The organism is Streptomyces silaceus, assembly GCF_001419745.1.
Classification (GTDB): domain Bacteria; phylum Actinomycetota; class Actinomycetes; order Streptomycetales; family Streptomycetaceae; genus Streptomyces; species Streptomyces silaceus.
Window position 1 is genome coordinate 1 of sequence record NZ_LIRJ01000447.1, and the last position, 9,265, is coordinate 9,265.

Annotated in this window: 7 protein-coding genes; 4 read left to right on the plus strand and 3 right to left on the minus strand. The window is 73.8% G+C overall.

Annotated features, from left to right (window positions below):
* The first annotated feature begins 63 nt into the window (after positions 1-63).
* Positions 64-702: a hypothetical protein gene (locus tag AOK22_RS33350; RefSeq protein ID WP_055702453.1), complete on the plus strand. Its 639-nt coding sequence runs from the start codon at positions 64-66 to the stop codon at positions 700-702.
* Between the two features lie 27 nt (positions 703-729).
* Here AOK22_RS33350 and AOK22_RS33355 read toward each other — a convergent pair whose 3' ends face one another.
* Positions 730-1,155: an ankyrin repeat domain-containing protein gene (locus AOK22_RS33355; protein ID WP_055702454.1), complete on the minus strand. Its 426-nt coding sequence runs from the start codon at positions 1,153-1,155 to the stop codon at positions 730-732.
* A gap of 127 nt (positions 1,156-1,282) precedes the next feature.
* Here AOK22_RS33355 and AOK22_RS33360 point away from each other — a divergent pair, with 127 nt between their 5' ends.
* Together AOK22_RS33360 and AOK22_RS33365 are read left to right on the plus strand one after the other, a co-directional pair.
* Entirely contained in the window at positions 1,283-2,152 is an 870-nt protein-coding gene (locus AOK22_RS33360) for a TIGR03619 family F420-dependent LLM class oxidoreductase (RefSeq protein ID WP_055702458.1), read from the plus strand.
* Between the two features lie 58 nt (positions 2,153-2,210).
* A complete protein-coding gene (locus AOK22_RS33365) occupies positions 2,211-4,808 on the plus strand; it encodes a bifunctional FO biosynthesis protein CofGH (RefSeq protein WP_055702459.1) in 2,598 nt (865 codons plus the stop codon).
* Between the two features lie 59 nt (positions 4,809-4,867).
* Here AOK22_RS33365 and AOK22_RS33370 read toward each other — a convergent pair whose 3' ends face one another.
* Positions 4,868-6,289: an FG-GAP-like repeat-containing protein gene (locus AOK22_RS33370; RefSeq protein ID WP_055702455.1), complete on the minus strand. Its 1,422-nt coding sequence runs from the start codon at positions 6,287-6,289 to the stop codon at positions 4,868-4,870.
* Positions 6,290-6,491: 202 nt separating this feature from the next.
* Between AOK22_RS33370 and AOK22_RS33375 the strand changes: the two genes are divergently transcribed.
* Positions 6,492-8,858, plus strand: coding sequence for a tetratricopeptide repeat protein (locus tag AOK22_RS33375; RefSeq protein WP_079036987.1), 2,367 nt, complete (start codon positions 6,492-6,494; stop codon positions 8,856-8,858).
* On the opposite strand, the gene AOK22_RS33380 is transcribed toward AOK22_RS33375, so the two are convergent.
* Positions 8,845-9,265, minus strand: a 421-nt coding sequence (locus AOK22_RS33380) for a hypothetical protein (protein ID WP_157872348.1), incomplete at its 5' end; no start/stop codon positions are given. The two genes, AOK22_RS33375 and AOK22_RS33380, sit on opposite strands and share 14 nt — an antisense overlap.

Consider the following 9,265-nt stretch of genomic DNA (forward strand, 5'->3'; position numbering starts at 1 on the left):
GTGGGGCGGGGCCGGGGAGTTCTCGGGCCGCCTCATCAGCCGTATCCAGCAAGGGAGTCACCCGTGTCCGTCAGCCGTACGAAGTCCGCCCGTGCCCTCACCCTCCTCGCCGCCGGGGCCGTGCTCGCGACCACGGTGGGGGCCGCCTCCGCGTCGACGGTGCCCGGTGGCGGCGCCACCGCCCGGAGTGCGCAGGAGGCACCGGAGCAGCCCGTCACCTCGCGGCTCAAGGGCGAGGGCCGCCTCGACTACGCCGTCCCGCAGGACGACGTCCGGGTCTCCGTCGACGCCCGCGCCACCTTCCGGAGCAAGGACTGGTCCCTGCCCGTGAAGTCCTCCGGCACCTTCCGCATCTACCACCGCTCGCCGTCCCCCGACGGCGGCCCCGACCTCGTGAACTGGGGCGACTTCAAGGTCGACTGCCTCACCACGGGCGGTCCCACCGCGACCGTCACCGGCCGTCTCGTGCGCACCGGAGGCACCATGGACGGCTGGGACGACTACCTGAAGCGGCACGTCCGCATGGGCGTCAGCTTCTACGCGGGGGACAAGGAGAGCGGCGCCCCCGCGCGCGTCGGCATCTCGGGAGCGACGGAGAAGGGCGAGCCGCTCCTGAGCAGGTGCATGGCGTCCGCCGCCGACAGCGAGCTGGTCAAGGGCGGGTACCGCATCGAGGACAAGGCCCCGGCCGCGTCCCGCTGATGCCCGTGGGCGGGACCCGGGCCGCCCCTACTCGACCGCCCCCGCCGCCACCAGCGCCGCCTCCGTCTCCGGGTGCGGGCCGCAGGCCCCTTGGCGCGCCCAGCGCAGCGGAGAGCCGCCCGTGCCGTCGTCCTCGCGCAGGTTCGGGTCGGCTCCGTGGGCGAGGAGTTCACGGACCGTCGCCGCATGGCCCCAGGCGGCGGCTCCGCACAGGGGCGTGCCGTCGGTCGGGCCGCGGCTCTCCGTGTCCGGGCGCGCGCCGGCCCGCAGGAGGAGCCGCACCGTGTCCGTCGCGCCGTGCACCGAGGCGACGTACAGCGCGGTCGTGCCGTCGGTGTCGGGGATCTCCGGATCGAGTCCGGAACGCAGCAGCGATCCGACGGACGCCGTCCGGCCGAGCATGGCCGCGCCCACCAGGCGTTTGGTCAGCTTCTTCTGCTTTCGCCGGTTCACGGCCGCCAGGCTAATGAGCGCGGGGGCATGGACCAACCGACTTTCCAGGGATAGGAAGAGTGCCCCGAGTGGTACCCGGCGGACAGCCGGCGCAGGAGTGGACCGACCCGACATCTTCGGAGGGATCGTGCGGATTTCCGCGACGCTCTACATGACCGACAGGACGATCACCCCGGTACGCCTGGCCCAGGAACTGGAGCACCGCGGTTACGCCGGGCTGTACCTGCCCGAGCACACCCACATCCCCCTCTCCCGCGAGACCCCCTACCCCGGCGGCGAACTGCCGCCGGAGTGCGCCCGCATGCTCAACCCCTTCGTCGCGCTCGCCCAGGCCGCCGCCGTCACCGAGCGGATCTCCCTGGGCACGAACATCGCCCTGATCGCCCAGCACGACCCCATCGACCTCGCCAAGCAGATCGCGACCCTCGACCACCTCTCCGGGGGCCGCGTCACGCTCGGCGTCGGCTACGGCTGGAACCGCGAGGAGGCCGAGGACCACGGCGTGACCTGGCCGAGGCGGCGCGCGGTCGTGCGGGACAAGATGGCGGTCATGCGGGCGCTGTGGGCGGACCGCCCCAAGGCCTACGAGGGGGAGTTCGGCGGCGTGCGGGCCAGCGAGACCTACCCCAAGCCGCTGCGCCCGCCCCGCGAACGGAGCGTGAAGGGGCCGCTGTTCGGGCCGCGCACCCTGATAGGCGGCGCCGCGGGCCCGGGGCTCTTCGCGCACATCGCGGAGTATGCCGACGGCTGGATGCCCATCGGCGGGCGCGGCCTGTGCGAGGCGCTGCCCGCGCTGCGCAAGACGTGGGAGGACGCGGGCCGCGCGCCCGACGACCTGTACGTGGCGCTGACGGCCGTCGAGCCGGGCCCCGGCAAGCTGGAGCACTACGAACGCCAGGGCGTCGACGAGGTCATCGTGCAGCTGCCGCCGGCCGGGGAGGCGGAGGTGTGCGCGGCGCTCGACGGGCTGGCGCAGTACGTGGACCGGCACCACTGAGCCGGGGCCCCGGAAGCATCTGTAGGAGTCATGTGTTCTCGCTCGTATGCTCGGAGACATGACCAACAGCGCGCAGCCCGACGAGGCAGGACGACCCACCGCGAACGCCATGCGGCGCGCGCTCAGGCGGGCCAGGGACGGCGTCGCGCTCGACGTGACGGAGGCCGCCGTCCTGCTCCAGGCGCGCGGCGAGGACCTCGACGACCTGACGGCGTCGGCGGCGCGGGTGCGCGACGCCGGGCTGGCGGCGGCGGGCCGCCCCGGCGTCATCACGTACTCGAAGAGCGTGTTCATCCCGCTCACCCGGCTGTGCCGCGACAAGTGCCACTACTGCACCTTCGCGACCGTGCCCGGCAAGCTGCGCCGCGACGGCCACGGCATGTTCATGTCCCCGGACGAGGTCCTGGAGATCGCGCGGCGCGGCGCCGAGCTGGGCTGCAAGGAGGCCCTGATCACCCTCGGCGACAAGCCCGAGGAGCGCTGGCCCGAGGCGCGCGAGTGGCTGGAGGCCGAGGGGTACGACGACACGATCGCGTATGTCCGCGCCATATCCATCCGCATCCTGGAGGAGACGGGCCTCCTCCCGCACCTCAACCCCGGCGTCATGACGTGGACGGACTTCCAGCGGCTCAAGCCCGTCGCGCCGTCCATGGGCATGATGCTGGAGACCACGTCCGAGCGGCTGTGGCGCGAGCCGGGCATGCCGCACTACGGATCGCCCGACAAGGAGCCGGCCGTGCGGCTGCGGGTCCTGGAGGACGCGGGGCGTTCGTCGGTGCCGTTCACGAGCGGGCTGCTGATCGGGATCGGCGAGACGTACGAGGAGCGCGCCGACGCGCTGTTCGCGCTGCGCCGCGTCGCGCGCTCGTACCACGGCATCCAGGAACTGATCATCCAGAACTTCCGCGCCAAGCCCGACACGGCGATGCGCGGCATGCCGGACGCCGAGATCGACGACCTGGTCGCGACGATCGCCGTGGCCCGGCACATCATGGGCCCGGCGGGCAACCTTCAGGCGCCGCCGAACCTCATCGCCGGTGAGTACGAGCGGCTGATCGGCGCGGGCATCGACGACTGGGGCGGGGTCTCGCCGGTCACGATCGACCACGTCAACCCCGAGAAGCCCTGGCCGCGGCTGGACGAACTCGCCGAGCGGTCCGCCGCCGCGGGCTTCACGCTCGCCGAACGGCTCTGCGCCTACCCGGAGTTCGTGCGGCGCGGCGAGCCGTGGCTCGACCCGCGGCTGCTGCCGCACGTGCGGGCGCTCGCCGACCCGGAGACGGGCCTCGCCGACCCGGACGCGGTGGTCGAGGGCCACCCCTGGCAGGAGCCCGACGAGGGGTACGTCGCCTCCGCGGGCCGCACCGATCTGCACCGCACCATCGACACCACCGGCCGCACCTCCGACCGGCGCGACGACTTCGACGAGGTGTACGGCGACTGGGAGGCGCTGCGCGAGCAGGCCGCGCCCGGCATGGTGCCGTCCCGCATCGACGGCGACGTGCGCGCGGCCCTGAAGCAGGCCGCCGACGACCCGACGAAGCTCACCGACGACGAGGCGCTCGCGCTGCTGCACGCCGACGGGCCCGCGCTGGACGCGCTGTGCGGGATCGCGGACGACATCCGCAAGAGCGTCAACGGCGACGACGTCACGTACATCGTGACGCGCAACATCAACTTCACCAACGTCTGTTACACCGGCTGCCGTTTCTGCGCGTTCGCGCAGCGCAGGACCGACGCCGACGCCTACACCCTCTCCCTGGACCAGGTCGCCGACCGGGCCGCGCAGGCCTGGGACGTCGGCGCCGTCGAGGTCTGCATGCAGGGGGGCATCCACCCGGACCTGCCGGGCACCGCCTACTTCGACATCGCGCGGGCCGTGAAGGAGCGGGTGCCGGGCATGCACGTGCACGCGTTCTCGCCGATGGAGGTCGTCAACGGCGCTACCAGGACCGGCCTTTCGATCCGCGAGTGGCTCGCCGCCGCCAAGGAGGCGGGCCTCGACTCGATCCCCGGGACGGCCGCCGAGATCCTCGACGACGAGGTCCGCTGGGTCCTCACCAAGGGCAAGCTGCCGACCGCCACCTGGATCGAGGTCGTCAAGACGGCGCACGAGCTGGGCATCCGCTCCAGCTCGACGATGATGTACGGGCACGTGGACCAGCCCCGGCACTGGCTCGGCCACTTCCGCACGCTGGCCGCGATCCAGCAGGAGACGGGCGGCTTCACGGAGTTCGTGACCCTGCCCTTCATCCACACGAACGCGCCGGTCTACCTCGCGGGCATCGCCCGGCCGGGCCCCACGACCCGCGACAACCGCGCCGTCACGGCGATGGCGCGCGTGCTGCTGCACCCGCACATCCCCAACATCCAGACCAGCTGGGTGAAGCTGGGCCAGGAGGGCGCGGCCGAGATGCTCAGGTCCGGCGCGAACGACCTGGGCGGGACGCTGATGGAGGAGACCATCTCCCGGATGGCGGGCTCCAGTTACGGCTCGTACCGCTCGATCGAGGACCTCGTCGCCATCGCGGACGCGGCGGGCAGGCCCGCGAAGCCGCGCACGACGCTCTACGGGGAGGTCCCGGAGGAGCGGCAGCGCGCGGCCACGGCCTCGGACGGCCACCTGCCGGAGCTGCTGCCCGTACTGGACAGCTGAGGCGGGGCGTCCCACCGGGCGCGGGGCACCTCACGGGGTGAGGCGCCCCGCGGCGGGTGTCACGGGGCGAGGAAGTCGCCGAAGCGGGCGGCCTTCTCGCGGGCGCCGACCGCGGCGGGACCGAAGGACGTGATGCCCGTGACGGTCAGGCCGCTCGCGGAGCCGCGCAGGTGCCAGGCGGCGCCGGAGTCCTTGTAGGTCCCGTCCTCCAGGGGCGCGGTCACCGTCAGGTCGGCCTTGCCGTCCTTGTTGGTGTCGGACAGCAGGACCTGGCTGCCGAACTTGTCGCCCTTCTCGGAGGCGCCGGGCACGCCGGGCTTGGACTGGTCGAAGGCCTGCGCGCCCTTGCCGCTCAGGCCGCCGTTCGCCTTGGACGCGCCCTTGAGCAGGACGACGGAACCGGCGTCCGCGATCGACTCGATGTCCTCGCCGGGCACGCCGACGGCGATGTCCGCGAAGCCGTCGCCGTTCACGTCGCCCGCGCTGATGGAGGCGCCGAACTCGTCGCCCTCCTCACCGACGCCGGGCACGCCCGCCGTGTCCTGGGTGATCTTCGCGGTGCGGGTCGCCGAAGGGCCGGACGCCGAACCGTACTTCACGAGGACCGTGCCCTTCTGGTAGGGCATGTCCTCGAAGTTGCCGCCGATGTCGCGGACGACGAGGTCGCCGTAACCGTCCCCGTCCACGTCCGCGATCGCCCCGCCGAGGGAGGGCGCGAGCTTCTGCGACGTGGTGGCCACGCCGTCCTTGCCGCCCTTCCAGAACTGGCTCTTGTACGCCATCTCCTCGAAGCCGTGGCTCGTGACGATGTCGTCGGCGCCGTCGCCCGTGATGTCGCCGACGACGAAGTCACCGGGGCCGAAGGTCTGGCTCGTGACGATCTGCTGGGTGCTCGCGGCCTTCCCGTCCCGCTTGAACGGGCCGTACGAGATGGTCATGCCCGCGTCGTCGTTGTCCATCGGGTCCTCGGGCTCCGGGTACTCGGCCGTGACCAGGTCCCGCTTGCCGTCGCCGTTGAAGTCGCCGGCGGTGACGTGCGCGCCGTTGGATTCCAGCTCGGTGCTGCCCTGGCCGGTCAGGCCCTGCGGGGAGCCCCACAGGACGACCGCCTTCGGGCCGCCGTTGACGACGAGGTCGGTGTAGCCGTCGCCGTCGAGGTCGGCGGCGGCCGACTGGCTGCCGAACCGGCCGCCGTCCTCCGGCTCGCCGGGCACGCCGGGCGTGCCGCGGTCGATGGTGGTGGCGTGGGCCGTGTCGGGGCCGTTCGCCGAGCCGTAGACGATCGAGACCTGGCCGGGCGTGCCGCCGTCGAGGCCGCCCGGGGCGGATATCGCGAGGTCGGCGTAGCCGTCCTTGTTGAAGTCGGTGACCGGGGTGCGGGGCGGCGTGGGCGCGGCCGACGCGGACCCGGCGGTGGCGGCCAGCACGAGCGGCGTGGCCAGCGAGGTGACCGCGAGTGCGGTGATGAGCTTGCGGCGCACTGTTCCTCCTGTGGGGAAAGTCTGTGGCATCAGTGAAGACGGGTGTCCGGAGGTGAAGGTTGTATACCCCAGGGACTTCCGTGAGTGGGGTCGCGGTTCCACGGATGCCAACTTCCGTTCATCACAAGGGGTGCGGGCGTACGGAAGACTGGGGGCGACGGCCGGGGCACGGGAGGGGCGGATGGCGCGGGCGAGGGTGTCGATGCAGGAGCTCATCCGGCGCAGGCGCCGGGCGGGGTTCGTGGGGCGGCGCGAGGAGCTGACGGCGTTCCGCGCCAACCTCGACCTGCCGGTGGACGACGACCGGCACCGCTTCCTCTTCCACGTGCACGGCCACGCGGGCGTCGGCAAGACGTCCCTGGTGCGGGAGATGGGGCAGCTGGCCGCGGACCGCGGCGCCCTCGTCGCGCACGTCGACGAGGGGGCGGCCGGGATCCCCGACGTCCTCGCGGAGATAGCGGCACAATTCGCCCAGCAGGGGCGTTCGTTGAAGACCGTGGACCGGGCGCTCGCCGTCCACCGCCAGCGCAGCCACGAGGCCGTCGTGGCCGCCCTGGGGGAACCGGAGCCGGACGCTCCGTCGACGGGCAGCGCGCTGGCGGCCCGCGCCGGGGTCGTCGCGCTCGGCACGGTCCCGGTCGTCGGCGCGCTGGCCGGGCTGGTCGACGCGGAGCGCCTCGCGGTGGGCGCCGACCGGCTGCGGGCCCGCTTCCGCAGCCAGGAGGACGCCCGTCTGGTCCTGGAGCCGGAGCGCGTGCTCACCCCCGTGTTCCTCGACGAACTCTCCGGTGCCGCCGACGCCGCGCCCTGGATCGTGCTCTTCTTCGACACGTACGAACGGACGGCGCCCTACCTCGACCGGTGGCTGCACGACGTCATGACGACCGAGCGCCACGGCGAACTCCCGGCCAACGTCGTGGTGGTGACGGCCGGTCAGCGCCCGCTCGACCCGGCCCGCTGGGAGGGCGCCGCGGACTTCGCGGCCGAGCTGCCGCTGCGGCCCTTCACGGAGACCGAGGCGCGCGGCCTGCTCGCCGCCAAGGGCGTCACCGACGAGCCGGTCGTCGCCGAGGTGCTGCGCCTCTCGGGCCGGCTGCCCGTCCTGGTCTCCACCCTCGCCGAGACCGGCCCCGCGGGCCCGGAGGACGTCGGCGACCCCAGCGCCACCGCCGTGGAACGCTTCCTGAAGTGGGAGCAGGACCCCGTGCGGCGCGCCGCCGCCCTGGACTGCGCGCTGCCCCGCCGCCTGGACGAGGACGTCGTGCGCGCGGCGCTGGACGGGCGCGACGACCCGGCGGGCCTGTACGCGTGGCTGCGCGCCATGCCGTTCGTGCGCGCCGACCGCCAGGGCGTGGCCCGCTACCACGACGTCGTCCGCACCCCGATGCTGCGGCTGCGCCGCAACTCCGCTCCCTCCCACTGGAGGTCCGTGCACACGCGCCTGGCCGGGCTGTACGGGGAGCGGCGCGCCGTCCTGGAGGAGGAGACCCGGCACGCGGTGGGGCGCCCCTGGCAGCGCCCGGCGTGGCGGGCGCTGCGCGTCGAGGAGCTGTACCACGGCCTGTGCGCCCGCCCGCGGGCCGCGCTGCCCGCCGTGCTGCGGGTCGGGGTGGACGCGTGCCGCATGGGCACGGCGGTGGCCCGCGAGTGGGCGCTCGCGGTGGCCGACGCCGCCGAGGACACCGAGGCCGAGCACCTCGCGGCGTGGTCGGCGGACTGCCGGCGGGCGCTGTCCGACGAACGGACGGGCGCGCTGCGGGTGTTGGAGCTGCTCCTGTCCCGGCCCGAACTGGACGACGAGGGCAGGGCGGCCGCCCACAACGCGCACGGCCTCCAGCTCTTCCACCTCGGGCGGCTGCGCGAGGCCCTGGACGACCACGAGCGCGCCAAGGTGCTCGCGCCCGGCGACCCGTGGGGCCACCACGGCCTGGCCGTCACCCACCGGGCGCTCGGCGAGTTCGACACGGCGCTCCAACACCTGGCCGCCGCGGAGGAGTTGGTGCCCGGCGCGGAATGGGTGGCGCGGGACCGGGGCGAGACGTACCGCCGCATGGGCCGTCTGGAGGACGCCCTGCCCTGGCTGGACCGCGCGCACGCGCTGGCCCCCAGGGAGCCCCTGACGCTGGGCAGCCGGGGCCAGGTCAAGTACGGCCTCGGCCGCCCCCGCGAGGCCCTGGACGACCTGGACCGCGCGATCGCCCTGTGGCCGGACTACCCCTGGGCCCTGGCCCGCAGGGCGCACGTCAGACGGCACCTGGGCGACGTCCCCGGCGCCCTCGCGGACCTGGACCGCGCCCAGGAACTGGACCCGGGCGCGCCGGGCGTACGCGGCGAGCGCGGCGACACCCTGCGCTCCGTGGACCGCCACGAGGAGGCCGTCGCGGAGTTCGACGCGGCGCTCGCCCTGGACCCCGGCTACGCCTGGGCGTGGGGCAGCAGGGCGCTGTCCCTGGAGGCCCTGGGCCGCACCGCGGAGGCGCTGGCCTCCCTGGACGAGGCCCTGCGCATCGACCCCGGGTACGGGTGGGCGCGGGCCCAGCGGGAGCGGCTGCGGGCTACTTCGGGATGACGCACAGGTGGCCGGTCCAGGCCTGGTCGACCTGGAAGTAGACGTCGCGCCGGTCGCCGATGCCGTTCTTCCATAAGGGATCGGTGGCGCAGGCCTGCCCGATCTTCCGCTGCTGTACGGAGAACCGGGTGGCGGCGGACCAGCAGGGGACCTGGACCCACTCCGAGGCGTGGTCCTCGTCCTGCTCGACCAGGTGCACGCAGTCGTCGACCTGGGCGGAGGCGATGTCGCCGTTCAGGTCGGCGCTGACCCGGTTGGCGAAGGACTCGTTCTCGGCGTACAGGATCACGAGCACCATGGCGATCACGAACAGCCAGGCGAAGGCGGTGCCCGCGCCGCTGGAGGAACCGGTCGACGAGCCGGCCGACGGGGTGGGAGTGGGCGGGGGGCTGGGGATTGCCTTCGGG